Source organism: Bradyrhizobium sp. WSM2254 (assembly GCF_000472645.1).
In the GTDB taxonomy this organism is placed as follows: domain Bacteria; phylum Pseudomonadota; class Alphaproteobacteria; order Rhizobiales; family Xanthobacteraceae; genus Bradyrhizobium; species Bradyrhizobium niftali.
The window spans coordinates 1-26,413 of the sequence record NZ_AXAB01000038.1; the positions used below are offsets into that span (position 1 = coordinate 1).

The 26,413-nt window shown below is 65.4% G+C and carries 24 protein-coding genes and 1 pseudogene; 20 read left to right on the forward strand and 5 right to left on the reverse strand.

The genetic code is table 11. From position 1 onward, the window contains the following. The coding region (locus A3M7_RS50295) for a hypothetical protein (RefSeq protein WP_210164300.1) at positions 1–222 on the reverse strand (222 nt) is incomplete at its 3' end. A 391-nt stretch (positions 223–613) separates the two neighbouring features. On the opposite strand from A3M7_RS50295, the gene ilvD reads away from it, so the two are divergent. Together ilvD and A3M7_RS0126210 are read left to right on the forward strand one after the other, a co-directional pair. After that, positions 614–2,338, forward strand: a complete 1,725-nt coding sequence (ilvD, locus tag A3M7_RS0126205) for a dihydroxy-acid dehydratase (RefSeq protein WP_027546584.1) — start codon at positions 614–616, stop codon at positions 2,336–2,338. Continuing rightward, on the forward strand, positions 2,325–3,146 hold the full coding sequence (locus tag A3M7_RS0126210) for a tetratricopeptide repeat protein (RefSeq protein ID WP_027546585.1): 822 nt from the start codon (positions 2,325–2,327) through the stop codon (positions 3,144–3,146). Before ilvD ends, A3M7_RS0126210 begins: the two co-directional genes overlap by 14 nt. A gap of 126 nt (positions 3,147–3,272) precedes the next feature. On the opposite strand, the gene xth is transcribed toward A3M7_RS0126210, so the two are convergent. Next, positions 3,273–4,070, reverse strand: a complete 798-nt coding sequence (gene xth, locus A3M7_RS0126215) for an exodeoxyribonuclease III (RefSeq protein WP_049823691.1) — start codon at positions 4,068–4,070, stop codon at positions 3,273–3,275. A 133-nt stretch (positions 4,071–4,203) separates the two neighbouring features. On the opposite strand from xth, the pseudogene A3M7_RS0126220 reads away from it, so the two are divergent. After that, positions 4,204–6,532, forward strand: a pseudogene (locus tag A3M7_RS0126220) (ATP-binding protein). 4 nt (positions 6,533–6,536) lie between these two features. On the opposite strand, the gene erpA reads toward A3M7_RS0126220, so the two are convergent. Next, positions 6,537–6,866 (reverse strand): iron-sulfur cluster insertion protein ErpA, encoded by a 330-nt coding sequence (gene erpA, locus A3M7_RS0126225; protein ID WP_027546587.1) that lies wholly within the window; start codon positions 6,864–6,866, stop codon positions 6,537–6,539. A 124-nt stretch (positions 6,867–6,990) separates the two neighbouring features. Here erpA and A3M7_RS0126230 point away from each other — a divergent pair, with 124 nt between their 5' ends. From A3M7_RS0126230 to surE, 12 genes are all read left to right on the forward strand, one after another. Further along, on the forward strand, positions 6,991–8,199 hold the full coding sequence (locus A3M7_RS0126230; RefSeq protein WP_027546588.1) for a deoxyguanosinetriphosphate triphosphohydrolase: 1,209 nt from the start codon (positions 6,991–6,993) through the stop codon (positions 8,197–8,199). Positions 8,200–8,208: 9 nt separating this feature from the next. Continuing rightward, the gene (argS, locus tag A3M7_RS0126235) at positions 8,209–9,999 is read left to right on the forward strand and encodes an arginine--tRNA ligase (RefSeq protein WP_027546589.1); all 1,791 of its coding nucleotides are present in this window, start codon (positions 8,209–8,211) and stop codon (positions 9,997–9,999) included. A 140-nt stretch (positions 10,000–10,139) separates the two neighbouring features. After that, entirely contained in the window at positions 10,140–11,720 is a 1,581-nt protein-coding gene (locus A3M7_RS0126240; RefSeq protein WP_027546590.1) for an SPOR domain-containing protein, read from the forward strand. 46 nt (positions 11,721–11,766) lie between these two features. After that, the gene (gene nagZ / locus A3M7_RS0126245) at positions 11,767–12,795 is read left to right on the forward strand and encodes a beta-N-acetylhexosaminidase (RefSeq protein ID WP_027546591.1); all 1,029 of its coding nucleotides are present in this window, start codon (positions 11,767–11,769) and stop codon (positions 12,793–12,795) included. Further along, positions 12,792–13,631 (forward strand): ScpA family protein, encoded by an 840-nt coding sequence (locus A3M7_RS0126250; protein WP_027546592.1) that lies wholly within the window; start codon positions 12,792–12,794, stop codon positions 13,629–13,631. Before nagZ ends, A3M7_RS0126250 begins: the two co-directional genes overlap by 4 nt. Positions 13,632–13,652: 21 nt before the next feature. Beyond that, positions 13,653–14,405: an SMC-Scp complex subunit ScpB gene (gene scpB / locus A3M7_RS0126255; RefSeq protein ID WP_027546593.1), complete on the forward strand. Its 753-nt coding sequence runs from the start codon at positions 13,653–13,655 to the stop codon at positions 14,403–14,405. Positions 14,406–14,571: 166 nt separating this feature from the next. After that, positions 14,572–14,805 (forward strand): twin-arginine translocase TatA/TatE family subunit, encoded by a 234-nt coding sequence (locus A3M7_RS0126260; RefSeq protein WP_011087519.1) that lies wholly within the window; start codon positions 14,572–14,574, stop codon positions 14,803–14,805. 89 nt (positions 14,806–14,894) lie between these two features. Next, positions 14,895–15,455: a Sec-independent protein translocase protein TatB gene (gene tatB, locus A3M7_RS0126265; protein ID WP_027546594.1), complete on the forward strand. Its 561-nt coding sequence runs from the start codon at positions 14,895–14,897 to the stop codon at positions 15,453–15,455. Further along, positions 15,452–16,264 carry a twin-arginine translocase subunit TatC gene (gene tatC / locus A3M7_RS0126270; RefSeq protein WP_027546595.1) on the forward strand — a complete coding sequence of 271 codons (813 nt, stop codon included), beginning with the start codon at positions 15,452–15,454 and terminating at the stop codon, positions 16,262–16,264. The genes tatB and tatC overlap by 4 nt, the downstream gene beginning before the upstream one ends. A 188-nt stretch (positions 16,265–16,452) precedes the next feature. Continuing rightward, positions 16,453–17,784, forward strand: a complete 1,332-nt coding sequence (serS, locus tag A3M7_RS0126275) for a serine--tRNA ligase (protein WP_027546596.1) — start codon at positions 16,453–16,455, stop codon at positions 17,782–17,784. A 94-nt stretch (positions 17,785–17,878) separates the two neighbouring features. Beyond that, a complete protein-coding gene (locus A3M7_RS0126280) occupies positions 17,879–18,241 on the forward strand; it encodes a hypothetical protein (RefSeq protein WP_027546597.1) in 363 nt (120 codons plus the stop codon). A gap of 187 nt (positions 18,242–18,428) precedes the next feature. Beyond that, positions 18,429–19,196 (forward strand): 5'/3'-nucleotidase SurE, encoded by a 768-nt coding sequence (surE, locus tag A3M7_RS0126290; RefSeq protein ID WP_027546598.1) that lies wholly within the window; start codon positions 18,429–18,431, stop codon positions 19,194–19,196. Between the two features lie 3 nt (positions 19,197–19,199). On the opposite strand, the gene A3M7_RS0126295 is transcribed toward surE, so the two are convergent. Next, positions 19,200–19,571 carry a response regulator gene (locus tag A3M7_RS0126295; RefSeq protein WP_027546599.1) on the reverse strand — a complete coding sequence of 124 codons (372 nt, stop codon included), beginning with the start codon at positions 19,569–19,571 and terminating at the stop codon, positions 19,200–19,202. A gap of 239 nt (positions 19,572–19,810) precedes the next feature. Between A3M7_RS0126295 and A3M7_RS0126300 the strand changes: the two genes are divergently transcribed. Together A3M7_RS0126300 and A3M7_RS0126305 are read left to right on the forward strand one after the other, a co-directional pair. Then, positions 19,811–20,461, forward strand: coding sequence for a protein-L-isoaspartate(D-aspartate) O-methyltransferase (locus A3M7_RS0126300; protein ID WP_027546600.1), 651 nt, complete (start codon positions 19,811–19,813; stop codon positions 20,459–20,461). 109 nt (positions 20,462–20,570) lie between these two features. After that, positions 20,571–21,962 (forward strand): LysM peptidoglycan-binding domain-containing M23 family metallopeptidase, encoded by a 1,392-nt coding sequence (locus A3M7_RS0126305; protein WP_027546601.1) that lies wholly within the window; start codon positions 20,571–20,573, stop codon positions 21,960–21,962. A gap of 178 nt (positions 21,963–22,140) precedes the next feature. Here A3M7_RS0126305 and A3M7_RS0126310 read toward each other — a convergent pair whose 3' ends face one another. Beyond that, positions 22,141–23,133 carry an ATP-binding protein gene (locus A3M7_RS0126310; protein WP_027546602.1) on the reverse strand — a complete coding sequence of 331 codons (993 nt, stop codon included), beginning with the start codon at positions 23,131–23,133 and terminating at the stop codon, positions 22,141–22,143. A gap of 181 nt (positions 23,134–23,314) precedes the next feature. Here A3M7_RS0126310 and yajC point away from each other — a divergent pair, with 181 nt between their 5' ends. The 3 genes from yajC to secF are packed head-to-tail and all read left to right on the forward strand — an operon-like array spanning position 23,315 to position 26,374. Continuing rightward, complete coding sequence (yajC, locus tag A3M7_RS0126315; RefSeq protein WP_027546603.1) at positions 23,315–23,692, forward strand: preprotein translocase subunit YajC; 378 nt, start codon at positions 23,315–23,317, stop codon at positions 23,690–23,692. A 47-nt stretch (positions 23,693–23,739) separates the two neighbouring features. Continuing rightward, positions 23,740–25,344 carry a protein translocase subunit SecD gene (secD, locus tag A3M7_RS0126320; protein ID WP_027546604.1) on the forward strand — a complete coding sequence of 535 codons (1,605 nt, stop codon included), beginning with the start codon at positions 23,740–23,742 and terminating at the stop codon, positions 25,342–25,344. A 10-nt stretch (positions 25,345–25,354) separates the two neighbouring features. Further along, complete coding sequence (secF, locus tag A3M7_RS0126325) at positions 25,355–26,374, forward strand: protein translocase subunit SecF (protein ID WP_027546605.1); 1,020 nt, start codon at positions 25,355–25,357, stop codon at positions 26,372–26,374. Positions 26,375–26,413: the final 39 nt, after the last annotated feature.

Here is a 26,413-nt window from a genome sequence, read left to right on the forward strand (position 1 = left end):
AATCAGAAAACGCCACTTCTGCAGATAGTTGCGCTCAATCGTCCGGTCGTAGCTATTGTCGCGCATCGGATCCGTCCTCCAGCGGAGCGATCCAATCAGCGAATTAGTGAACATGCACAATTGCGAGCGTAGCGAAGCAATCCAGACTGCCACCGCGGAAAGAGTCTGGATTGCTTCGCTGCGCTCGCAATGACGGTGTGCGAAGAGCGTGCGCCACGCCATCGCTCGCACCTCAGCGTGACGGGGCTGGCAATCTGAGGGCGCGACTCAGTTGAGGCGTGCTCCCTCCGTGAGGCAGCGCCGGGGCGCGCTGCACCCGCCGCAAAATCTGAAGTTGTGGATTGTCATCTTCGTGAGGGTATCTCAGTAAGCCGACCCGTGTCTTCCCGGTAACGATTGTGCTGTTCACGCAACACTCCTTCCGGATTAAGCCCTCATCGCCAGCCGTTCGCATCACCGCCGCTTTTTAGCCACACCCGAACATGAATAAAATCACTCTAATGTTTTAGGGACAGCGGCGGTCCTCGAGGCGAACGGGAAATCCCAAGGTCGATTCAAATCTTGGCTCTGATTTTTCGGGTCTGAAAGGGTTGGCCGGGGAAACTGGTTTGCGATGGACGCGAAGAGCAACATCAAGCAGAGGCTGCCGAGCCGTCACGTGACGGAAGGCCCTTCGCGCGCGCCCCATCGGTCCTACTTCTACGCCATGGGGCTGACCACCGAGCAGATCCATCAGCCCTTCGTCGGCGTCGCCTCCTGCTGGAATGAAGCCGCCCCCTGCAACATCTCCCTGATGCGCCAGGCGCAGGCGGTGAAGAAGGGCGTCGCGCATGCCGGCGGCACCCCCCGCGAATTCTGCACCATCACCGTCACCGACGGCATCGCCATGGGCCATGACGGCATGCGCTCCTCGCTGCCGTCGCGCGAATGCATCGCCGACTCCGTCGAGCTGACCGTCCGCGGCCATGCCTATGACGCCCTCGTCGGCCTTGCCGGCTGCGACAAGTCGCTGCCGGGCATGATGATGGCGATGGTGCGCCTCAACGTGCCCTCGATCTTCATCTATGGCGGCTCGATCCTGCCCGGCAATTTCCGCGGGCAGCAGGTTACCGTGCAGGACATGTTCGAGGCCGTCGGCAAGCATTCGGTCGGCGCCATGTCGGACGAGGATCTCGACGAGATCGAGCGCGTGGCGTGCCCCTCGGCGGGTGCCTGCGGCGCGCAGTTCACCGCCAACACCATGGCGACTGTTTCGGAAGCCATCGGCCTGGCGCTGCCTTACTCGGCCGGCGCTCCGGCACCGTATGAAATCCGCGACGCCTTCTGCATGACCGCAGGCGAGAAGGTGATGGAGCTGATCGCCCAAAACCTCCGGCCGCGCGACATCGTCACCCGCAAGGCTTTGGAGAACGCCGCCGCCGTTGTCGCGGCCTCCGGCGGCTCGACCAATGCTGCGCTGCACCTGCCGGCGATCGCGCACGAGTGCGGCATCAAGTTCGACCTGTTCGACGTCGCCGAAATCTTCAAAAAGACACCTTATGTCGCGGATTTGAAGCCGGGCGGCCGTTATGTCGCCAAAGACATGTTTGAAGTAGGTGGCATCCCGCTTCTGATGAAGACGCTGCTCGACAACGGATTTCTCCACGGCGACTGCATTACGGTCACCGGTCGAACGATCGCCGAAAACCTCAAGAGCGTGAAGTGGAATCCGCACCAGGATGTGGTGCACCCGGCAGACAAGCCGATCACCGTCACTGGTGGTGTGGTGGGTCTGAAGGGCAATTTGGCGCCAGAAGGTGCGATCGTGAAAGTCGCGGGAATGTCCAACCTCAAGTTTACCGGTCCGGCCAGGTGCTTCGACCGGGAGGAGGATGCTTTCGAGGCGGTCCAGAAGCGCACCTACCGCGAAGGCGAAGTCATCGTGATCCGCTACGAGGGCCCCAGGGGCGGCCCGGGCATGCGGGAAATGCTCCAGACCACCGCGGCGCTGACCGGACAGGGCATGGGCGGCAAGATCGCGCTCATCACCGACGGCCGCTTCTCCGGTGCCACCCGCGGCTTCTGCATCGGTCATGTCGGGCCGGAAGCCGCCATCGGCGGCCCGATCGGGCTGCTCGAGGATGGCGACATCATCGAGATCGATGCGGACGCCGGTACCCTTAACGTAAAATTGAGCGACCAGGAGCTTGCCCAGCGCAAGACCAAATGGAGCGCTCGCGCGACTAACCACACGACGGGCGCGCTCTGGAAATATGCTCAGCAGGTTGGACCAGCGGTCGGGGGGGCAGTCACCCATCCCGGCGGTGCGCACGAGAAACAGTGTTATGCGGACATCTAGGCGTGCCATTGTTGCGTTTGTGTTGGGGGCCGGTGCTCTGGCCGCGCCGGCGCTCGCCTTCGACGGCGCGCCGGTCAACCAGAAGGACGCGACCATCCCTGTGGTGACCACCTTGCCGGGCGCCGCGGGTGCGGTGCGCAGCAAGGTGCCGCCGGCGACCCAGGAAACCTCGCTCAGCGCCCTGCAATATGCCGCCGAGGGCGGCCATCCGATCGCGCAGTGGAAGCTCGGCCGCATGTACGCCAATGGCGACGGCGTGGCCCAGGACGACGTGCGCGCCTTCGAATATTTCAGCCGGATCGCCAACGCGCATGCCGAGGACAGCCCCTCGGCGCCGCAGGCGCAGATCGTGGCCAATGCCTTCGTCGCGCTCGGCCGCTACTATCTCAGCGGCATCCCGAATTCCAAGATCAAGCCGGACCAGGACCGGGCGCGGGAGATGTTCTCCTATGCGGCCTCCTATTTCGGCAATGCGGATGCCCAGTACGATCTCGCCCGGCTGTACCTGAAGACGCCGGACGCCTCGCGCGAGGATTTCCGCTATGGCGCGCGCTGGCTCGGGCTCGCCGCCCAGAAGGGCCAGCACGAGGCCCAGGCGCTGCTCGGCCAGATGCTGTTCAACGGCGACCGTCTGCCGCGGCAGGCCGCGCGCGGCCTGATGTGGCTGACGCTGGCGCGCGACAGTGCCGGTGCCGAGGAGACCTGGATCAAGGAAAGCTACAACCGCGCCTTCGCCAAGGCCTCCGACGACGACCGCGCCATGTGCCTGCAAATGCTGGAACAATGGGTGCAGGGCCGCCGGGAGTGATCACTATACGCAGTCATTCCGGGGCGATGCGAAGCATCGAACCCGGAATCTCGAGATTCCCCGGTGCGCAATTGCGCACCTGAGGTTCGGCTTTTCGAGCCGCCCCGGAACGACGACGCGGATGGCTTACGCCGCCTCGAGATCCAGATCCGCCCATACCGGAACGTGGTCCGACGGCTTCTCCCAGCCGCGCACATAGCTGTCGATCCCGACATTGGCGAGCTTATCGCTGGCCTGCGGCGACAGCAGCAGATGGTCGATGCGCAGCCCTTGGTTCTTCTGCCAGGCGCCGGCCTGGTAATCCCAGAAAGTGTAGAGCCCCGGCTCGTCGGTCACGGCCCGCAAGGCATCGGTCAGGCCGAGGCCGAGCAGGGACTGAAAGCTCTCCCGCGTCTCGGCCTTGAACAGGGCGTCCTCAGTCCAGGCGGCAGGATTGGAGACGTCGCGGGCATGCGGAATGACGTTGAAGTCGCCGGCGAGGATCAGTGGCTCCTCGGTCTTGAGGCGCTCCTTCGAATACTCAAGAAGCCGCGACATCCATTTGAGCTTGTAGGGATATTTCTCGGTCCCGACCGGATTGCCATTGGGCAGATAGAGGCAGGCGATGCGCAGCACGCCGGACTTGAGCGTCACCACGCCCTCGAGGAAGCGGGCATGCGCATCCTCGTCGTCGCCGGCCAGCCCCGACTTGGTCTCGTCGAAGCGGAGCTTCGAGAGCAGGGCGACGCCGTTGAACGTCTTCTGCCCGTGCGTGACCACGTTGTAGCCGAGCGCCTCGATCTCCAGGCGCGGGAACGCCTCGTCGACGCATTTGATCTCCTGGAGGCAGACGATGTCCGGCTGGCACTCCTTCAGCCAGGTCAGGAGCAGGTCGATCCGCTGCCGGACCGAGTTGACGTTCCAGGTGGCTACTCTGATGGGCATTTCGACGGCTCCGGGCAGGGGCACCCGTTAGAACAAAATGCAAACGCCCCCGTCAAGGACGCCGCAAAATCTCCCACAAAATTAACCCGGCTTAAGCGGGCCGCAGGCCATTGATACGGAAAAGGTTCCATGGATGGGTTGGCGGGTCGAAACTTCACAACGAGATGAGCCGCGCGACGGACTCGTCGGCGCGTTCCTGTATTGGCTCGGCGGCTTCGAGATCGAGGACGGCCTGACCGCCGATCTCAGCGAGCGCGAGCTCAGCCGGATCCGCGCCAAGCAGATCGACGCGGTGACGCGGCTGATCCCGGTGACGATGGCCGTCACCATGCTCAACGTCCCCATCGTGCTGATCCTGTTCTGGGGCAGGGGCTGGAACGGCTTCCTCGCAATCTGGGGTCTGACGCTCGCTGCCACCGCCTCGCTCGCGGTCCGTTCGTGGCGGCGCTCGTACCGGAACCCGCCGCAGGAGGCTTCGCCCCGCGCCGCACGGCATATGCTGCGGCAGGCGTTCTTCCTCGCCGCGATCTGGGCCACGCTGCCACTCGCGCTGTTCAGCCACATCGAGCCGACCAGCCAGCTGATCCTGGCCTGCCTGATGGTCGGCGTGATGTCCGGCGGCGCCTTCACGCTCTCGACCTTCCCGCGCGCCGGCCTTGTCTATCTCGCCACGATGACGGTTGGCTGCGCCGGCGCGCTGCTATTGTGCGGCGCCGGGCCGTATCTGGTGACCTCGGGGTTCCTGCTGCTGTTCGCGTTCTTCATGGCGCGCAACATCGTCTCGCAAGGCAATTTGTTCCTCGGCAATCTCAAGTCCCAGCTCGAACTCGAGCGGCAGACCGAGATCATCTCGCTGCTATTGAAGGATTTCCAGGAGAACGCCAGCGACTGGCTGTGGCAGACCGACGCCGAGGGACACCTGGTCGACGTGCCCGAGCGCTTCGCCGATGTCGCGCAGCTGCCGCTTCCGCTGCTAAAGGGCTCGCATTTCGCCGACGTGCTCGACATGCTCTGCCCCGAGGACAAGGGCGCGGCCTACAACATCGTCGGCCTGATGGAACATGCCGAGCCGCTGCACGAGATGAACCTCAAGGTCGTTGCCGGCGGCGAGGCGCGGCTGTGGTCGCTCACCGCGAAGCCGGCCTACGACCGCGACGGCCAGTTCCTCGGCTATCGCGGCTTCGGCCGCGACGTGACCGAGCGCTGGCGCGCGGAAAAGGCCGAGGCCGAGAGCCGCGCCAAGTCCGACTTCCTCGCCGTGATGAGCCACGAGATCCGGACGCCCATGAACGGCGTGCTCGGGCTTGCCAGCATGCTGCTCGAAACCAAGCTCGATCCGGAGCAGCGCGAGGCCGTCACCACGATCCGCGAGTCCGGCGACAATCTGCAGCGCATCCTCAACGACATCCTCGATCTGTCCAAGCTCGAGGCCGGCCGCTTCGCATTCGAGGCGATCGACTTCGCACCGCAGGCGCTGGTCGAGACGGTCGCGACCGTCGTGCGCGCGAGCGCCAAGAGCAAGGGGCTCACGGTCAAGGTCGAGCTCGATCCCAACCTGCCGCCGACGCTGCGCGGCGACGTCGCGCGCATCCGGCAGGTGCTGCTCAACCTCCGCGTCCAACGCGGTGAAGTTCACCGACGAAGGCGAGGTGACGATCTCGGCCACCTGCCAGGCGCGGCGCGACCTGCTGGCGACCGTCGAATGGACCGTCACGGACAGCGGCATCGGCATCGCCCCCGAAAAACTCGGCCAGCTGTTCAGCGATTTCGCCCAGGCCGACGCCTCGATCAGCCGGCGCTTCGGCGGCACCGGGCTTGGGCTTGCGATCTCCCGGCGCATCATCGAGCAGATGGGCGGCACGATCGGCGTCACCTCGACGCCGGGCGAGGGCTCGACTTTCCGCTTCACGCTGGTGCTGCCCTGGAGCCAGGCGCCGGTATCAGACCAGGCGGCCGTCCGCGACGAGGTCGACGAGCTCAAGGTGCGTATCGCCGAACTCGACCGGCCGTTGAAGGTGCTGGTCGCCGAGGACGATGCCGTCAACCGCATGGTCGTGAGCAAGATGCTCGGTGCCTTCGATGTCGAGCTGCGCGTCGTCACCGACGGCGTCGAGGCCGTCGCGGCGGCCTCGGAGGGCGATTACGATGTCGTGCTGATGGACGTGCGCATGCCCGACATGGACGGTCTTGCCGCAACCCGGGCGATCCGCGCGCAGGGCGGCCGCTTCGAGGCCCTGCCGATCATCGCGCTCACCGCCAACGCCTTCCCCGAAGACGTCAGGATCTGCCGCGAGGCGGGCATGTCGGACTTTCTGGCAAAGCCGCTGCGCAAGCCCGCGCTGGTCGCGGCATTGCTGCGGGCGCTAAACCACGTGGCGTCGGACGACGCGCTCCTTCAGCCGGAGCTGATGCCGGTCGAGGTTGAGTGGAGCGAGGAAAAACGGCAGATCACCGGCGCGTAAGCGCTCAGATCGAGAAGCTGGTCCCGCAGCCGCAGGACGCCGTCGCGTTGGGATTGTTGACGCGGAACGAGGCGCCGATCAGGTCATCGACGAAATCGACCTGCGACCCCGCCAGGAACGGCTGGGAGGCGGAATCGACCAGCACCACCGCACTGTCCTGCTCGATCACGAGATCGTCGTCGGTGCGGTCGCGGTCGATATCGAACTTGTACTGAAAGCCGGAACAGCCGCCGCCCTCGACCGAGATGCGCAGCATCGCGCCTGACCCTTCGCCCTTGAGGATCTCCCCAATCCGGCGTGCGGCCCGGTCACTGATGGTCACGGCAGTCATCATTTCTGGTCTCCGATCGTCGGCGGCGTCATACCAAGGTTACTTGCCCAATTCATTTGGTATCCCGCATCCGGCATAGTTAAGTGCCACCATACGCAGAATCAAATGGATAGGGACTAAATTCGCCGTGTCCGTCGGAATGGCAGCCCCCCACGCGCCCTATGCCTGCGACCCCGATCGCAGCCGCGGCCGGCTGGTCGCCGAGCCGCCGAGCCGGACCCGCAGCCCGTTCCGCCGGGATTGCGACCGGGTGATCCACTCCACCGCGTTCCGCCGCCTGAAGTACAAGACCCAGGTGTTCGTGTTCCACGAGGGCGACCATTATCGGACCCGGCTGACCCATTCGCTCGAGGTGGCTCAGATCGCCCGGGCGCTGGCCCGGCAGCTCGGGCTCGACGAGGACCTCACGGAAACCCTGGCGCTGGCGCACGATCTCGGCCATCCGCCGTTCGGGCATGCCGGCGAGCGGGCGCTGGATGCCTGCCTGAAGGAATTTGGCGGCTTCGATCACAATGCCCAGGCCTTGCGCGTCGTCGCGGCGCTGGAGCACCGCTATCCCGAATTCGACGGCCTGAACCTGACCTGGGAGTCGCTGGAGGGCATCGTCAAGCACAACGGCCCGCTGACCGATCGCAGCGGCGCACCGGTCGGGCACTATCGCGAGCATGGCATTCCCGTCGGCATCGCCGACTACATCAAGGTCTACGATCTCGAATTGTGGAGCTTCGCCTCGCTCGAAGCACAGGTCGCGGCGATCGCCGACGACATCGCCTATGACGCCCATGACATCGACGACGGCCTGCGTGCCGGCCTGTTCGATCTCGACGATCTCAAGGTAATGCCGCTCACGGCCGAGATCATTGCCGAAACCTCGGCGCATTATCCCGATCTCGAAGACGTCAGGCGCGGCGCCGAGCTGGTGCGCGAGCTGATCTCGCACCTGATCGGCGCGGTGTTCGCGGAGGCGCAGAAGAACCTCGCCGCCATCAAGCCGCAATCGGCCCAGGACGTGCGCCAGCAGAACCGGGCGCTGATCGCGTTTCCCGCTGACGTCGCCGAGGAGGAGGCCGCCATCAAGCGCTTCCTCTACCAGCACATGTACCGTCACAAGCGGGTGATGCGGGTGATGGGGGAGGCCGAGCAGATCCTGTTCGACCTGTTCGCGAAATATTTGAAATCGCCGGCCGAGCTGCCGCCGGAATGGCTGCTGGGAGCGGAGGCGGATAATGAGGGCGACCGGGCCCGGCGGATCGGCAATTTCATTGCCGGAATGACCGACCGTTTCGCCCTGACCGAGCATCAGCGGCTCTTTGACTCGACCCCGGATTTGCGTTAGGCGGCGGCCATGCCCGACACATCCTCATCCCTGCACCTGTTCGCTGACGTGCTCGCACGCGTGCACGCCGCCTGCCGCGCGCTCGCGGCGGATGCCAACTGGCCCGAGGGCATCGATTTCTCGCGCGTGGTGGTCGAGCCGCCGCGCGATGCCTCCCATGGCGACATGGCGACCAACGCCGCCATGGTGCTTGCGAAAGAGGCAAAGGCAAAGCCCCGCGATCTCGCCGAGCAGATCGCCGAGCGGCTGCGGGCCGACGCGCTGATCGCCAAGGTCGACGTCGCCGGCCCCGGCTTCATCAACCTGACGCTGAAGCCCGCCGCCTGGGCCGAGGCGCTGCGGACGGTGCTGCGCGAGGGCGCCGATTACGGTCGCGTCCGCGGTGGCTCCAAGGTCAACGTCGAATACGTCTCGGCCAATCCGACCGGGCCGATGCATGTCGGCCATTGCCGCGGTGCCGTGTTCGGCGACGCGCTGGCGAGCCTGCTCCAGTTCGGCGGCCACGACGTCACCCGCGAATACTACATCAACGATGCAGGCGCCCAGGTCGACGTGCTCGCGCGTTCCGCCTTCCTGAGGTACCGCGAGGCGCTGGGCGAGGATATCGGCGCGATTCCGGAAGGCCTCTATCCGGGCGACTACCTGAAGCCGGTCGGACAGGCGCTGGCGAAGGAGCATGGCGACAAGTTGCGCACGATGAGGGAAGCTGAATGGCTTCCGACCGTGCGTGCCAAGGCGATCGCGATGATGATGGACGAGATCAAGGACGATCTCGCCGCCCTCAATATCCGCCACGACGTGTTCTTCTCGGAACGCTCGCTGATCGAGAACGGCAACAACAAGGTCGCCGAGACCATCGACTTCCTGCGCGCCAAGGGCGACATCTACGAAGGCCGCCTGCCGCCGCCGAAGGGTGCGCCGGTCGAGGACTGGGAAGACCGTGAGCAACTGCTGTTCAAGGCGACCGCCTATGGCGACGACGTCGATCGTCCGCTGATCAAGTCGGACAATTCCTACACCTACTTCGCCTCCGACATCGCCTACCACAAGAACAAGTTCGACCGTGGTTTTGCGGAGATGATCGACGTCTGGGGCGCCGACCATGGCGGCTACATCAAGCGCATGCAGGCGGCGGTGAGGGCGACGACCTCCGGCAAGGGCGCGCTCGACGTCAAGATCGTCCAGCTCGTGAAGCTGCTGCGCAACGGCGAGCCGGTGAAAATGTCGAAGCGGAGCGGGGACTTCGTCACCTTGCGTGAGGTGGTGGATGAAGTCGGCCAGGACGCCGTCCGCTTCATGATGCTCTACCGCAAGAACGACGCGGTGCTCGACTTCGACCTCGCCAAGGTCATGGAACAGTCGCGCGACAACCCGGTATTCTACGTCCAGTACGGCCATGCCCGCGGCCACTCGATCTTCCGCAACGCGCGGGCCGAGGTGTTCCCAGACCTGCCGGATGATACCGCCAAGCGCATCGCCTGGCTCGGCGAGTCGGCGGTAGAACGACTGTCGGACCCGGTCGAGCTCGAACTGCTCAAGCGCCTCGCAATTTTTCCGCGCATCCTGGAGGCCGCCGCCGCGGCCCATGAGCCGCACCGGATTGCCTTTTATCTCTATGACTTAGCGAGCGAATTTCACGCACTTTGGACGAAGGGGCGCGATTTGCCCTATTTACGCTTCATTATCAATAATGATGCAGATCTAACAAAGGCGCGACTGGCCATGGTCCAGGGCGTCGTCTCGGTCCTGGCATCGGGCCTCGCCATCCTCGGCGTCCATGCCCCGGACGAGATGCGGTAGTTTGGGGCGAACTACTTAAGGGGATTGTGGGGGTAACCGGCAGAAGCCGGACCGCTGAGACTTGGTTTACAGCCTTGTGGGTCGAAAGCCGTGCCTTGGTCGAGGGGCGCGCGGCTTTCCCGAAGGGACGCATCATCACGATGGCCGAACGATATCAGGACAGACCGTTTCCTTCCGATGACTATGGTCGCGGCGGCGATCAGCATGGGAAGGCGGAAAATGATCCCTTGGCCGAGCTCGCCCGTCTGATCGGGCAGACCGATCCGTTTGCAGCGCAGGGGCGGCCGACTGCGCGCCCGCCGGCAGCGCCGGCGCCCGCCCAAGGCCATCAGCAAGGCTATCAGGAAGACGATTATCGCCAGGACGAGTACCAGCAGGACTATGCCGAGCAGGCCCCGTCGGCTCCGCCCGGGCCGCCCTCATGGATGCGGCGCGCCAACGTGCAGCCGCAGCCGGCACCCGCGCCGGAGCCCGACTATCCCGTCTCCGTAAACGCGGTTCATCCGTTGCATCGCTATTCAGCTCAGCCGACCGCGCCCGAGCCTGACTTCCATCAGCCGCAGGCCTATCAGGATCACGCCTATCAAGATCAGCCTTATCAAGCTCAGGCTTATCAGCAGGATCAGGCCTATCAGGAGCCATACACGCAGCCCGATCCGTCGCGCTACGACGATGCGCTCTACGGCAAGCTGGAGGCGGGCGAGCAGGACTATCAGCGTGATCCGGCCTATCCGGACGATCCCTACGCGTTCCAGAGCGACTATCCCGAGGCCGATCTCGACGAGCCGAAGAAGCAGCGCGGCGGCATGATGACGGTTGCGGCGATCCTGGCGCTTGCCGTGGTCGGGACCGGCGCGGCCTTCGCCTACAAGACCTATGTCGGCTCGCCCCGCAGCGGCGAGCCGCCGATCATCAAGGCCGACAACACGCCGACCAAGATCGTGCCCGCACCGACGGATTCCTCGGCCAAGGTGCCGGATCGCATGGTCGTCGGCGATGGCACCGAGAAGATCGTGCCGCGCGAGGAAGCGCCTGTCGACGTCAACGCCAAGGCGGGCGGTCCCCGCGTGGTGTTCCCGCCGCTGAACCCGAATGCGAATCCGCCGCCGGTGGCGAGCGTCTCGCCGTCCACGATCCCACCGTCGAGCGCGGGTCCGATTCCGAGCAACGGCACGCTGCCGAACAATTCGCCGCGCGCGATCCGGACTGTGGCCGTAAGGGGCGATCAGACCGATAGCGCCGCGCCGCAATCGGCCGCTGCCGCCAGGCCGGCAACTGCAACTCCGCCGAAGCCGGTCGCCGCTCCGGCTGCACCGGCCGCGCCGCGCACGCCGCCGACCTCGGCCAATGCCAGCGCCAACCAGCCGCTCTCGCTGGCTCCGCAATCGGCGCCCGCAGCCGAGCCGCCGCAGCGGATGGCGGCGACCAACCCGACGCAGCCCGCGCCCGCCAGCAGTGGTGGTGGCGGCTACGTTGTGCAGGTCTCCTCGCAGCAGACCGAGGACAGTGCCGCCGCGTCGTACCGGGTGCTTCAGAGCAAATATGGCAGCGTGCTCGGATCGCGCTCGCCGGTGATCAAGCGGGTCGATCTCACCGACAAGGGCAAGGGAATCGTCTATCGCGCCTTCGCCGGGCCCTATGGCTCGGCCGAAGAAGCGACGCAGGCTTGCAACAGCCTCAAGTCCGCTGGCCTGTCGGCCTGCTTCGTCCAGAGGAATTAACGGCCGATTCCTTGACCCCCTCGCGGGGCAGGGTTAATCGGCCCTTATGAGCACGCGGGCCTTCATTACCGGCGTATCCGGAACGGAACTGACCGCCGCCGAGCGGGAGTTTATCCGTGCTGAGCGCCCATGGGGCTTCATCCTCTTCAAGCGCAACATCGCGACGCCGGCTCAAGTTGCTGCATTGGTTGCAGAATTGCGCGCGGTTGCGAACGCGCCCGACGCTCCCGTGCTGATCGATCAGGAGGGCGGACGGGTGCAGCGACTGGGCCCGCCGCACTGGCCGGTCTATCCGCCGGGCGCCGTATTCGCGAATCTGTACGACAGTGATTCGGCGCTCGGGCTGACCGCGGCGCGCCTCAGCGCGCGGCTGATCGCGGCCGATCTCGCCGACCTCGGCATTAACGTGGATTGCTTGCCGCTGGCTGACGTGCCGGTGCCGGGCGCCGATGCCGTCATCGGGAACCGGGCCTATGGCACCGAACCCGGCAAGGTCGCAGCGATCGCGCGCGCGGTGACCGAGGGCCTGGAGCAGGGCGGCGTGCTGCCGGTCCTGAAGCACATTCCCGGCCATGGCCGCGCTACCGCCGATACCCATTTCAAACTGCCGACCGTCGACACGCCCAGAGATGAACTGGAGCGGACTGATTTCGCGGCGTTCAAGCCGCTGGCGGACCTGCCGATGGCCATGACTGCACATGTTGTGTTTAGCGCGGTCGACCCCGCCCATCCGGCGACGACATCTGCGACAATGATTGCTCAGGTGATTCGCGGCGCAATCGGGTTCCAGGGTTTGTTAATGAGTGATGACGTGTCGATGAACGCGCTGGCTGGAAGCATCGCCGATCGGACGCGCGCCCTCTTCGCGGCCGGCTGCGACATTGCTCTGCATTGCAACGGCAACATCGAGGAGATGCGCGAGGTCGCCGGCCAGACGCCTGAACTGTCCGGCAAGGCGCTGGAGCGGGCGACAGCCGCGCTCGCGGCGCGCAACGCGCCGCAGCCATTCGACCGGGCGGCCGCACGCACTGAGCTGGACGCATTGATCGCACGGACAAGCACGGCATCCGCATGACCGCAGAAATCCTATCGTTTGAAACCGGGCGGCCTGCAGAGCTCGCCGAGGGTGAGCCGGCGTTGGTGGTGGACGTCGAGGGCTATGAAGGCCCGCTCGACCTCCTGCTCGCGTTGGCGCGGCAGCAGAAGGTCGATCTCGCCAAGATCTCGATCCTGGCGCTGGCCGACCAGTATCTCCACTTCATCGAAGCCGCGCGAAAGATCCGGCTGGAGCTTGCTGCCGATTATCTCGTGATGGCGGCGTGGCTCGCCTTCCTGAAGTCGCGCCTGCTGCTGCCGGAACCGCCGAGCGCGGAAGGCCCGAGCGCCGAAGAGATGGCGACCGCGCTTGCCAACCGCCTGCGCCGGCTGGAAGCCATTCGCGAAGCCGCCAACCGGTTGATGAACCGGCCGCAATTGCAGCGCGATATCTTCCCGCGCGGCGAGCCCGAACAGATCGCCGAGATCAAGCATCCGAAATACACCGCGACGCTGTACGACCTGCTCACCGCCTATGCCGCACAGCGCCAGTCGCGTGTGCTGGCGAGCGTGCATCTGGCCAAGCGTACGGTGTGGTCGCTCGCCGAGGCGCGCGCCACGCTGGAACGGCTGGTCGGCAGCATCAGCGAGCAAGATGACTGGGGCGTGCTCGACGACTTCCTGATCCGGCACGTCGCCGATCCGACGCAGCGGGCGACGGTGTTCGCCTCGAGCTTCGCCGCCGCGCTTGAGCTGGTGCGGGAAGGTCAGCTCGAGCTGAACCAGAAAGAGGCGTTCGCGCCCATCTATTTCCGGAAGGGGCGCCCCAAACCGGTCCCTGACGGAGCTCCTGCGCCCGATGCGCCGGTCGCTTAAGTGCAAGAAGGAGAATCTGCCATGGCAAGCCTGGCTGAAGTGCGGGTAGACGAGGCCGAGCCGATGGAGAACGAATCCCAGGCACGTCCTGAAGAATTGCGGCTGCTGGAAGCGCTGCTGTTTGCCTCGAGTGAGCCGCTGGATACCGCGACGCTGGCCAAGCGCATGCCTGATGGCGTGGACGTCAAGGCCGCGCTCGAGCAGCTGCAGGCCGATTATGCCTTGCGCGGCGTGAACCTCGTGCGCGTCGCCAACAAATGGACCTTCCGCACCGCCGGCGATCTCGCCTGGCTGATGACGCGGGAGAGCACCGAGACCCGCCGCCTGTCGCGCGCGGCGATCGAGGTGCTGGCGATCATCGCCTATCACCAGCCGGTGACGCGCGCCGAGATCGAGGAGATCCGCGGCGTCGTCACCTCGAAGGGCACGCTCGACGTGCTGCTGGAGACCGGCTGGATCAAGCCGCGTGGCCGGCGCAAGACGCCCGGCCGTCCCTTGACGTTCGGAACCACCGAGGACTTCCTGTCGCAATTCACCCTGGAACAGCTGGGTGATCTGCCGGGCCTGGAGGAGCTGAAGGGCACGGGCCTGCTGGATTCGCGCCTGCCGACCGGATTCAGCGTGCCGACGCCGTCCGATGACCCGCAATTGCGCGAGGACGAGGATCCGCTGGAACCGGGCGAGGACCTCGATCTCGCGCTGGCACCTGCGGTCGAGCCCGAGGCGCCGGAAGGCGGCAATGAGGGTGGCGGCGAGGGCGGCAGCGAGGACTGACGCCCCGTCCTGCTGCGGGCCCCTGCGACCGGTTAACACTAGCAAGATTGCGTAGCGCCAACAGCGAATTGGCGCTGCCTTGGTCCTTGTTTTTGAGGCCTGCGAAGCCTACGTTCCGGTGAAGATCGGCCGGGTCCCCGGCCATGCGCGTTTGGAGGGTTGCAGGATGGGTTCACTCAGCATTTGGCACTGGATCTTGGTGATCGCAGTGGTCCTGCTGCTGTTCGGCCGCGGCAAGATTTCGGATCTGATGGGCGACGTGGCGCAGGGCATCAAGGCGTTCAAGAAGGGCATGCAGGACGACGACAAGCCTGCTGACAAGCCTGAGCCGGCCAAGTCCATCGAGCACAATGCCGCGCCGACCGCGGCACGCTCCGACGTCGGCAGCAAGGCCGTCTGAACCAGAGAGCACGCGAGACGCGGGTAGCGGCCCCCGATCCTGCGCGCGAGGGATTGGGCCGGTTGCGGCTGGCGTGAACGGAAGACCTCATGTTCGACATCGGGTGGAGTGAACTGGTCCTGATCGGGGTCGTAGCCCTGATCGCCATCGGCCCGAAAGAGCTGCCGGGCGTGCTGCGCATGGTCGGACAGTGGATGGGCAAGGCCCGCAAGATGGCCGCCGAATTCCAGGGCCAGTTCCAGGAAGCGATGCGCGAGGCCGAGATGGCCGACCTCAAGAAGAGCTTCGACGAGGTCAAGGAAGCCGCCACAGGCTTCAATCCGCTGAGCTCGCTCCAGAAGGACGTCAGCGACGCGCTCCGCGTCGATGCACTCGACAAGCCGGCCGAGGCGTCCTCAACGACCGCCGTCGAAGCGCCAGCGACTTCAAGTGAAGCGCCGACGACTTCAAGCGAAGCGCTGGCGATCTCAAGTGAGGCGCCGACGACTCCAATAACCCCGGAACCCCCGACACCGGAAACCTTCGTGGAAGCCGAAGCCCATGCAGCGGTGAACGAGCCGCTCGCCATCACCCGTGAGGTCGAGCAGGCGCCGGTCGTTGCGCAGGACACCGCGCCATCCGAAGCGATCAAGGACGCCAAAGCGTCATGAGCGACGCCGATATCGAGGCCAGCAAAGCCCCGCTGATGGACCATTTGATCGAGCTGCGCTCGCGGCTGATCAAGGCGCTGCTCGGCTTTGGCGTGGCTTTCATCTTCTGCTTCTTCTTCGCCAAGCAGATCTACAACGTGCTGGTCTGGCCGTTCGTGTGGGTCGCAGGTCCCGAGAACTCGAAATTCATCTATACGGCGCTGCTGGAGTATTTCATCACGCAGCTCAAGCTCGCGCTGTTCGGCGCCGGCTTCATCTCGTTCCCGATCGTCGCGACGCAGATCTACAAGTTCGTCGCGCCCGGCCTCTACAAGCACGAGAAGCAGGCCTTCCTGCCGTATCTGGTCGCGACCCCGTTCTTCTTCGTGCTGGGCGCGGCGCTGGTCTATTTCGTCGTGCTGCCGATGTTGGTCCGCTTCTCGCTCGGCATGCAGCAGGCCGGCAGCGACGAGACCGCCCAGATCCAGCTCCTGCCCAAGGTCGGCGAATATCTGTCGCTGATGATGTCGCTGATCTTCGCCTTCGGCATCGCCTTCCAGCTTCCGGTGATCCTGACGCTGCTCGGTCGCATCGGCATCGTCACCTCGAAGATGCTGCGCGAGAAGCGCCGCTATTTCATCGTGATCGCCTTCGTGATCGCGGCCGTGCTGACCCCGCCTGATGTGCTCAGCCAGTGCTCGCTCGCGATCCCCTTGCTGGCGCTCTACGAGGGCTCGATCATCGCGGTGGCGATGGTGGAGAAGAAGGCGGCGGCCGCGCAGGCCGCAACCGGCACCGACGTATCGACGCCGGCGAACCCGGCCGAATAGGGACTCGGCGTCATTCCCCGCGAAGGCGGGGAATCCAGTACGCTGCAGCCCATCGGGGAATCGCTGCCGTCCCTGGAATACTGGATCATCCGCCTTCGCGGATGATGACAGCCGTGCTAGGAGACGCGCTATTGCAAACCTACAACGTTCGCTGTTGTAGGTTTACACGCTGATCCAGGACCACGGCCATGCACGACATCAAATCGATCCGCGACAATCCGCAAGCCTTCGACGCCGGTCTCGCCCGGCGTGGCCTGAAGCCGTTGTCGGCGTCGCTGCTCGCGATCGACGAGAAGCGGCGCGCGGCGATCCTGGCCTCGGAGCAGGCGCAGGCGCGGCGCAACGCGGCCTCCAAGGAAATCGGCGACGCCAAGAAGGCCAAGGACGAGGCGCGCGCGGCCAAGCTGATGGCCGAGGTCGCCGAGCTCAAGACCACGATGCCTGAGCTCGAAGCCGTTGCGAAAGCCGCAGACGAGGAGCTTGCCACGGCGCTGTCGGCGATCCCCAATCTGCCGCTCGGCGAAGTGCCCGACGGCGTCGACGAGCACGGCAATGTGCAACGCCATGTCTTCGGCAACCGGCGCAACTACGCGTTTGCGCCCAAACCCCATGATGATCTCGGCGGCGCGCTCGGTGACATGGATTTCGAGACGGCGGCAAAGCTCTCCGGCGCGCGCTTCGTCGTGTTGAAGAAGGGGCTGGCGCGGCTCGAACGCGCGCTCGGCCAGTTCATGCTGAATCTGCACATCGACGAGCACGGCTATACCGAGATCAATCCGCCGCTGCTGGTCCGCAACGAGATCATGTTCGGCACGGGACAATTGCCGAAATTCGAGGACGACCAGTTCTGGGCGATCAAGGGCGAATTGCTCGCCGCACCCGATCTGGAGCGGCTGCGGACCGAGCGTCTCGGCATCATTCCGACAGCGGAGGTGGCGCTCACCAACCTCGTCCGAGAATCCATCCTCGATGAGAAGCAGCTGCCGATGCGGTTGACTGCGCTGACGCCGTGTTTTCGCGCGGAGGCGGGCGCCGCAGGGCGTGATACCCGAGGCATGATCCGTCAGCACCAGTTCACCAAAGTCGAGCTGGTGTCGATCACGACGCCGGAGACCAGCAAGGACGAGCACGAGCGGATGCTGGCATGCGCCGAGGAAGTGCTGCGCCGGCTCGATCTGCATTACCGCGTAATGACGCTGTGCACCGGAGACATGGGCTTCTCGTCGCAAAAAACCTATGACATCGAGGTCTGGATGCCCGGGCAGGGCGAGGGCGGCGCGTTCCGCGAGATCTCGAGCTGCTCGGTTTGCGGTGACTTCCAGGCCCGCCGCATGGACGCCCGCTCGCGCGGCCCGGACGGCAAGCCAAGATTCGTGCACACGCTGAACGGCTCCGGCACCGCGCTCGGCCGCGCGCTGATCGCCGTGATGGAGACCTATCAGCAGGAGGACGGCTCGATCGCCGTCCCCAGCGTGCTCCAGCCTTACATGGGTGGCCTGAAGGTGATCTCGCGCGACTGAGGCGTATTGCTCGCTGAAACGCAGAAACGTTTGGTTGCGAAGATCAGGCGGCCGGTTATCCTGACTGCCACCCGTCAATGCGAACTCACCGTTCATGGCCTTGCACCGCGATATCTTCTGGATCGGCAGACAATGGGCGGTGACAGGTACCGGCATCCAGGCCGTCGACCAGCGCCTGCGCGGCGTGCTCGACATCGAGATCGCGCGGCTCTGGGACGAGGATCTCGTGCAGAGCCGGCGAGCCAAGCCCGGCGTAAATGCTGCGGATTTCGACAAGGCGTTGACGGTGGCACGCGAGCGTTTTCCGCAGACGCCAGCGTCAGATCCGATCGTTGCAGAGCTGGAGGCGCTCGGCGTGGTCGAGACTCCTGTCGTCAGTCCGGCCGTACCGGCGATGAAGCTGCGTGCCGAAGGCAGGCTCGCACGCTTCCTGCCGCAATGGCGCATCCGTAGCTAGTCGAATACGGCGTCGGGCTCGAATAGGTCGGCGTCATCCGGAAGCAAGCCCCGGGAACCGATTTCGGCCGGTTGCTGCGCCGCGGCAACGAGCGGGATCACAGACGAGACCTGCGCGGCGACCGGTTTGCCTGATCGGTCGCAGCCGGATAAGACGGCTCAGACCCCTTCAGGAATCGACCTTTCGCATGCGCATTCTCTGCACCAATGACGACGGCATTCACGCTCCCGGCCTCAAGGTCGTGGAGGAGATCGCACGGGCGTTGTCCGACGACGTCTGGGTGGTGGCGCCCGAGCTCGACCAGTCCGGCGTGTCACATTCGCTGTCGCTGAACGATCCCTTGCGCCTGCGCGAGGTCGGGCCGCGGCACTTCGCCGTGCGCGGCACCCCGACCGACTGCGTCATCATGGGGGCGCGCCATATCCTCGGCACCAAGCCGCCAGATCTCGTGCTGTCGGGCGTCAACAAGGGCCGCAACGTCGCCGAGGACGTGGTCTATTCCGGCACCATCGCCGGCGCGCTGGAGGGCACCATCCTGGGCCTTCCGTCGTTCGCGCTGTCGCAGGAGTTCAGCGTCGAGACCCGCGAGCGGCCGCCGTGGGATACCGCGCTCAAGTTCGGCCCCGACATCCTGCGCAAGGTGATGGCCGCCGGCATCCCGAAGGACACCGTCATCAACGTCAACTTCCCGTCCTGCGCGCCGGAGGACGTGCTCGGCATTCGCGTCACCCGCCAGGGCAAGCGCAATCTCGGCTTTCTCAGGATCGACGAGCGCAGGGACGGCCGCAACAATCCCTATTTCTGGATCGGCTTCGAGCGCGCCGCGATGATGGATACCCCCGCCGAGGGCACGGATCTGGCGGCGCTGCGCGAGCGGTACGTCTCGGTCACGCCGCTCAGGCTCGACCGCACCAACGAAGCGTTTTCCGAAGCGCTGGGTGCGGCCCTGAAGTAGCGGCTAGCCGCCGCGAAGGGCGGCCTCGATGGTCTTGCCGAGCGCGTCGAGCTGGAATGGCTTCTGGAGCGCCGGCCGGTCGCGATACTGCTCGGGCAGGCCGGAGGAGCCGTAGCCGGTGGCGAAGATGAACGGGCAGCCCTTGGCCTTGATCAAGTCGGCGACCGGGGAGATCACCTTGCCGTTGACGTTGACGTCGAGGATGGCGATGTCGAACTGGGTTGCTTCGGCGAGCCGCATCGCTTCGGGGATATCGCCGGCTTCAGCTGCGATCTTGTAGCCGAGCTCTTCCAGCATGTCCGCGACCATCATCCTGATCATCACCTCGTCTTCGACGAGGAATACAGAGCGGCCGGAAAGCCCTGTCGCGGTCATTGTCGGTGAGTCCTTGCCCATTCCAGAAAACGTTCGCAGATAACGTGAATCGACGCAATGCGCGTTTCGGCGAACGGACACCTGAAAATGGCGTTCGCGGCCACTCCGCTGCAAGCCAATTTGTGGTCAAATACCTCAGCGAAAGGCTATCATGAGTTCCTGAGCAGGAACAGGATTCCTGCCGCAGCCTTGAGCTCCGCAAGCGACGATCCGGACCTGACGAGACAACACAGGCAGCAATGACGTCCCACCAGCACCCGCACGAAAAGATGATGTTTCAGCTCACGCTGAGGCGTCGGGGCATCAGCGATCAGGCGGTGCTGCGAACCATGGAGGAGGTGCCGCGCGAGCTGTTCGTCGACGAGGCCGATCGCGAGGGGGCCTATCGTGACAGCGCGCTGCCGATCGCGTGCGGGCAGACCATCAGCCAGCCCTTCGTCGTCGCCTACATGACCGAGCAGCTCCAGCTCCAGAAGCGGCACCGCGTGCTCGAGATCGGCGCGGGCTCTGGCTATCAGGCCGCCGTGCTGTCGCGGCTCGCAGGCCAGGTGCTGACGGTCGAGCGCTATCGCAAGCTTGCGGACGCCGCACGCGCCAGGCTTGAGAAGCTCGACTATCACAATGTCGAGGTGATGCTGGGCGACGGTCTCAACCTGCCTGCCAACATCGGCCCGTTCGACCGCATCATCGTCACCGCCGCGATGGAGCAGATTCCGGAGAACCTGGTCGAGCGGCTCGAGGTCGGCGGCATCCTGATCGCGCCCGTCGGGCCGCATCAGGGGGTGCAGACGCTGATCCGTCTGACCCGCAGTCCGAACGGGATCGACCGCAAGGAACTCGTGGAGGTCCGTTTCGTGCCGGCGCTGCCCGGCGTGGCGCGGGAGCTGTAGATTTCCGGATTGGCTGTGCTGCCAACATCTTATTGGGAGGGTTAAGCCGTTATTTACTCGGCGCGTGTTTACTTAAAAGACCAGTTCTGTTGCGTACGAGTGAGTAACCATGTCTGTCGTCGCCGAGTTGCTTTACTCGCGCCGCGTACCGCAGGTCGCGGTGCTGGCGCTGATCTCCGTCAGTTTCGCAGGATGCAGCGCCGACATGTCGTCGCGGCTGTCCCAGTCGAACTTCTCCAATCCCTTCTCGACTGAATCGACCGGTTCGGTGCAGCAGGCGCCGCCGCCGCAGCGCGAGCTGCCGCAATATTCGCGGCCGCAGACGCAGCCCGGTTATTATCAGTCGCAGCCCTTGCCGCCGCCCGCGGTGTCCGCGCCGCAATCCTATCCCGTTGCGGCAGGTGGCGGGGTGTCCGGTGGCGGGCGTGGCGTCGGCTCCTACGCGCCCCCGGCGCAGCCGCGTCTGGAGACCACGGCCACCGTGCCGTCGCGCTCGGTCGCGGCCGCCCAACCGGCCGGTGGAACCAAGATCATCGTCGGCACCAGCGACACGCTCGACGTGCTCGCCAAGCGCTACCGCGTCACGCCGCAGGCGATCCTCGCCGCCAACGGCTACAAAGGTCCGCGCGCGCTCTCGCCCGGCCAGCAGCTGATCATCCCGCATCCGGGCGCGGCTGCACCTGCGCCGGCGATGGCTCCCGTCGCAGCGGCTCCCGCGATGGCGCCGGCAGCCAAGCCGGTTGCGGCCATTGCCGCGCCGCCGAGCACGCACTTCGTCAACCACGGCGACACGCTCGCCAGCATCGCCCGCAAGAACCATATCTCGGCGGCTGAGCTGGCCCGCGCCAACGGCCTCGATCCGTCCGCCAAGCTCAAGCTCGGAACCAGGCTGACCGTGCCGGGTGCAAAGACCGCCGCTGTCGCAGCACCCGTTGCTGCGGCGCCGGTCGCGGCTGCCCCGGTCGCAGGTACGTTGCAGCCCGTCGCGGCCGCTCCCGCGCCCGCGATGAAGATGGCCGCCGCCGCGCCGGTGCAGAGTGCGCGCCTGGCCCAGGCGACGGCCAATGTCGAAGAGAAGGCCGCCGAGACGCCGGCGAAGGCTGCGGAAGCCACCGGCGCGCTGCCGACCTTCCGCTGGCCGGTGCGCGGCAAGGTGGTCACGACTTACGGAGCCAAGACCAACGGCAAGTCCAATGACGGCATCAATCTCGCGGTGCCCGAGGGTACGCCGGTCAAGGCGGCCGAAGACGGCGTCGTCGCCTATTCCGGCAACGAGCTGAAAGGTTACGGCAATCTGGTCCTGGTTCGGCACTCCAACGGCTACGTCACCGCATATGCCCATGCGAGTGAGCTGTTGGTGAAGCGCGGCGATACCATCAAGCGCGGTCAGGTCATTGCCAAGTCGGGTCAATCCGGGGAGGTGGCGTCGCCGCAGCTCCACTTCGAGATCCGTAAGGGATCGAGTCCGGTTGACCCGCTTCAATTCCTCAACGGGGCGTGAGGCGTAGGGCAGGCCATCGCCACAAGGAAACTGTCATCGCCCGCCTTGTGCGCAGTTGCGCACTGGGGCGGGCGATCCAGTATTCCAGAGACATCAGTTGTTGAGCCGATAAGCCGCGGCGTACTGGATTCCCCGCCTGCGCGGGGAATGACGGTTGTGGGTGAGGCGAGACTGCCCGCTACTTCGCCGTCAGCTTCACGCCGAGGCGTCCCGCAAGCTCCTGCACGAACTGCCAGGCGACGCGGCCCGAGCGCGAACCGCGCGTGGTCGACCATTCCAGCGCCTCGCGCTCCAGCGCCTCATCATCGACCTTGATGCCGAAATGGCCGCAATAGCCGCGCACCATGGCGAGATATTCGTCCTGGCTGCAACGGTGGAAGCCGAGCCAGAGGCCGAAACGATCCGACAGCGACACCTTCTCCTCGACCGCTTCGCCGGGATTGATCGCGGTCGAGCGCTCGTTCTCGATCATCTCGCGCGCCAACAGGTGGCGGCGGTTGGAGGTGGCGTAGAGGATGACGTTCTCGGGCCGGCCCTCGATGCCGCCTTCGAGCACGGCCTTGAGCGATTTGTACGAGGCGTCATTGCCGTCGAAGGAGAGGTCGTCGCAGAACACGATGAAGCGGAAGGACGAGGCCCGCAGCTGCTCCATCAGCGCGGGCAAAGTCTCGATGTCCTCGCGGTGGATCTCGATCAGCTTCAATTTGTCGGCCGGCTTGCGGTCCGCATTGATGCTGGCATGCGCGGCCTTCACCAGCGACGACTTGCCCATGCCGCGCGCGCCCCAGAGCAGGGCGTTGTTGGCGGGCAGGCCGCCTGCGAAGCGCTCGGTGTTTTCCATCAGGATGTCGCGCATCCGGTCGACGCCCTTGAGCAGGAACAGCTCGACGCGGCTGACCCGCGGCACCGCCGAGAGGCGGCCGTCGGGGTGCCAGACATAGGCGTCCGCTCGCTCGAACGATTCGGGTTCGGCGGCCGGATTGCCCTGGGCGGAAAGGTGCGCCGCGATGGTCTCGAGGGCGCGGACGATCCGCTCCTGGGCGAGGTCTGGGGCTGCCTTGCTGATTGCCTTGGAGGCTGCCGTGGGGCGTTTTGCCGCGACGCTGGCAGGCTTCCTGGCAGGGGTACGGGGGCCTTTGCCGGCCGGGCTTTTGCTTGGTTTTTTGGGCATGTCCGAAGTTCCTGAGAATGCAGCCTTATCGGGCCTGACGGCGCGCCGCAAGGTGGCCAAAAGGGCGGTCTGGCAGCGTTGCAATTGGGGCGGTGGCCGCTATAGTCCGCGCGAATTTGACCGAGCCGGTCGCCTTTGAGGGCCTGACCGGCTTTCCCCCGTTGTCACGAGGATCGTCCGAATGCTGATTACCCCTGCGTATGCCCAGGCCGCGGGCGCCGGCGACACCAACAGCATGTTGATGTCGCTGCTGCCGTTCGCCCTGATCTTCGTGATCATGTACTTCCTGATTCTGCGTCCGCAGCAGAAGAAGGTCCGTGACCACGCCGACCTCGTGAAGAACATCCGTCGCGGCGACACCGTCGTGACCTCGGGCGGCCTCGTCGGCAAGGTCACCAAGGTCGTCGACGACGACCAGATCGAGTTCGAGATTTCCGATGGCGTCCGCGTGCGGCAGATGCGCCAGATGATCTCGGGCGTGCGCGCCAAGGGCGAGCCGGCGAAGGAATCCAAGGATAGCGCGAAGGAAAGCGCCAAGGACGACGCCGCGTCGAAGTGAGCGCTTCCGCGAGCATCTCAAGTCTCCTGATCTGACAGGTCCAGTCGATGTTGTATTTCACGCGGTGGAAGGCGCTGGGGATTATCCTGACGGCGCTGATCGTGTGCCTCTGCGCGGTCCCGAACTTCTTCCCCGAGGCGCAGGTCAAGACCTGGCCGGCCTGGGCGCAGCGCCGGCTCGTGCTCGGCCTCGACCTCCAGGGCGGCTCCTATCTGCTGCTCGAGGTCGATTCCAGCTATGTGAAGAAGGAAAGGCTGGACCAGGTCCGCGACGACGTTCGCCGGACGCTGCGCGATGCGAAGATCGGCTTCACCGGCGGCGTCACCGTGCGCAACGACGCGGCCGAGGTACGCATCACCAAGGAAACCGACGTCCAGCCGGCGCTCGCCAAGCTGCGCGAATTGGCCCAGCCGCTCGGCGGTCTGATGGGCTCCAGCGGTCAGCGCGACCTTGAAGTGACCGACGCCGGTGGCGGCGTTATCCGCCTGAGCATCCCGCAGGCCGCGATGCTCGACCGCATGCGCAAGACCATCGAGCAATCGATCCAGATCGTCGAGCGCCGCGTCAACGAGCTCGGCACCGTCGAGCCCGTTATCCAGCGCCAGGGCAACGACCGCATCCTGGTGCAGGTCCCCGGTCTCCAGGACCCGACCCGCCTGAAGGAACTGCTGGGCAAGACCGCGAAGATGGAATTCCGCATGGTCGATACCTCTGTGCCGCCGGATCAGGCGCAGCAGGGCAGGTTGCCGCCGGAATCCGATCTGCTGATGAGCGCCTCGCCACCGCCCACGCCTTACGTGGTCAAGAAGCAGGTGCTGGTCGCCGGCGGCGATCTGACCGACGCCCAGGCGAGCTTCGACCAGCGCACGGGTGAGCCGGTCGTCAGCTTCAAGTTCAACACATCGGGCGCGCGCAAGTTCTCGCAGGCGACGCAAGAGAACGTGGGGCTGCCCTTCGCGATCGTGCTCGACAACAAGGTCATCTCGGCGCCCGTCATCCGCGAGCCGATCACCGGCGGCCAGGGCCAGATCTCCGGCAATTTCACCGTGCAATCGGCCAACGATCTCGCGATCCTCCTGCGCGCCGGCGCGCTGCCGGCGCCGCTCACCGTGGTCGAGGAGCGCACCGTCGGTCCGGGCCTCGGCCAGGACTCGATCGAGAAGGGCGAGCTCGCGGCTTACGTCGGCTCGATCCTGGTCATCATCTTCATGCTGGTGACCTATCGCCTGTTCGGGGTGTTCGCCAACATCGCGGTGGCCATCAACGTCGCCATGATCTTCGGCCTGTTGTCGCTGCTCAACGCCACGCTGACGCTGCCCGGCATCGCCGGTATCGTGCTCACCGTCGGCATCGCTGTGGACTCCAACGTGCTGATCTACGAGCGCATCCGCGAGGAGCTGCGCGGCGGCCGTAACGCGATCTCGGCGATCGATGCCGGCTTCAAGCGGGCGCTCGCGACCATCCTCGATTCCAACATCACCACCTTCATTGCCGCCGCGGTGCTGTTCTACATCGGCACCGGCCCGGTGCGCGGCTTCGCCGTGACGCTCGGTATCGGCATCATCACCACGGTGTTCACCGCCTTCACCCTGACGCGGCTGATCGTCGCCGGGTGGGTGCGGTGGAAGCGGCCGCAGAGCGTGCCGATCTAGGAGCCTGATTGTGAATCACACCGTTCTCATCGGGCTCGGCGTCCTCATCGCCATTCTCACCGTGGTCGCGGCCCTCGGCTTGCTGCCGTCGCTGCGCATCGTCCCGGACAACACTCATTTCGACTTCACGCGATTCCGCCGCATCAGCTTCCCGATCTCGGCGGCGCTGTCGATCGTCGCCATCACGCTGTTCTTCACCCACGGCCTGAACCTCGGTATCGACTTCAAGGGCGGCACGTTGCTGGAGGTGCGGGCCAAGTCCGGCGCCGCCGACATCGCGGCGATGCGCACGACGCTGGATGGCTTGCGTCTGGGCGAGGTCCAGCTCCAGCAATTCGGCGGGCCCGAGAACGTCCTGATCCGCGTCGCGGAGCAGCCGGGCGGCGATACCGCCCAGCAGGCGGCCGTGCAGAAGGTCCGTACCGCGCTCGGCGATTCCATCGAGTACCGCCGCGTCGAGGTGCTCGGTCCGCGCGTCGCCGGTGAGCTCTTGGCCTACGGCATGCTCGGCCTGATGCTCGCGATCGTCGCGATCCTGATCTATCTCTGGTTCCGCTTCGAATGGCAGTTCGCGCTCGGCGCCATGATCGCCAACGTGCACGACATCGTGCTCACGATCGGCTTCATGTCGATCAGCCAGGTCGATTTCGACCTGACCAGCATCGCCGCGCTGCTCACCATTCTCGGCTATTCGCTCAACGACACCGTCGTCATCTACGACCGTATCCGAGAAATGCTGCGGCGTTACAAGAAGATGCCGATGCCGCAGCTGCTCAACGAGTCCATCAACTCGACGCTGTCGCGCTCGATCATCACCCACGTCACGGTGACGCTGGCGCTGCTGGCCCTGCTCCTGTTTGGCGGTCACGCCATCCACAGCTTCACCGCGGTGATGATGTTCGGCGTGGTGCTGGTCGGCACCTACACCTCGATCTTCATCGCGGCGCCGATCCTGATCTATCTCGGCGTCGGCGAGCATCGCGAAGATGCGCCCGATACGGCTACGCCGGCGAAGAAAAACAAGGCATGATCCGAACCGCCCGCCCTCGCACGCGTTTGCGAGGGCAGT